Origin of the sequence: Mesorhizobium sp. M7A.T.Ca.US.000.02.2.1 (assembly GCF_003996995.1) — a bacterium.
Lineage (GTDB): Bacteria > Pseudomonadota > Alphaproteobacteria > Rhizobiales > Rhizobiaceae > Mesorhizobium.
The window spans coordinates 1-853 of the sequence record NZ_RZTT01000823.1; the positions used below are offsets into that span (position 1 = coordinate 1).

Here is an 853-nt window from a genome sequence, read left to right on the forward strand (position 1 = left end):
GTTCATCGCCAATACTCTCGTTCGGGCAGGCTTTTACCACGAGCTCCCGCTGCTGACCAATGCGGCACGATTGTGCCAGCGATCCGGTCGAAGTCTATTCGGGTTGCCCATTGCCTGACAGAATCTGTGCTGCGCCCCTGATGGCGACACGGAAAGCCTCGTCGAAGCCGACACCGCGCACCTGCCAGATGTAGGTCTTGCCGGCCGCGGCCAGCCGCCAGTCGGCGATCCAGCCCAGTTCCTTGTCGCTCCAGACGAGACTGCCGGAAAGCGCCTGGTCGGCGCCGGTCTTCTTCGCCAGTGTGTCGAGCTTCGTCATCTCGGCATTGCGAAGCTCCTGATCGTCCAATCCGGCCCGCGACAGCTGCGCCGCCGTGGGAAAAGCCACCTGCATGGCCAGCGGTACGGCGGCATTGCCGAACGATTCGCGCATCGGCACGCCACGGTCGTCGTCGGCATCGAGCGCATAATGCATTGTTCCGCGCTCGGTCGTCAAAAACACCGCCAGCTGCGGCCGCTCAGCCAGCCACGGCCTGCTGCCGAGCGAAGCCAGCACCGGGTCGATTTCAGCCGGCTTGTACTGGCAGGAAAGGTCGTGGGGCCGATCGTACGTGCCCTGATCGTCATGGTTGGGAATGCCTTCCATGCGGTCGCGGTAGCGAAAGCCTGCGACGAAGCTGCCGGCCTTGTCGCGCAATGCCGTCATTTCAGGTTTCGCCGGCAGGCGCTGATCGCCGGAAACCCGCACCAGAACCGCGTCGAGACAGCGCTTGAATCCGGACTGGCGGTTCTTCTCGTATTTGCCGTTGACGATGGTCTGCGAATTGTAGAGGGCTTCCAAAATCCCCGCCAT

The 853-nt window shown here is 63.0% G+C and carries 1 protein-coding gene; it reads right to left on the reverse strand.

Going from position 1 to position 853, the window contains the following annotated elements; translation table 11 throughout:
* Window positions 1-94: 94 nt before the first annotated feature.
* Window positions 95-853, reverse strand: a 759-nt coding sequence (locus tag EOD15_RS34915) for a DUF2066 domain-containing protein (protein WP_127409353.1), incomplete at its 5' end; no start/stop codon positions are given.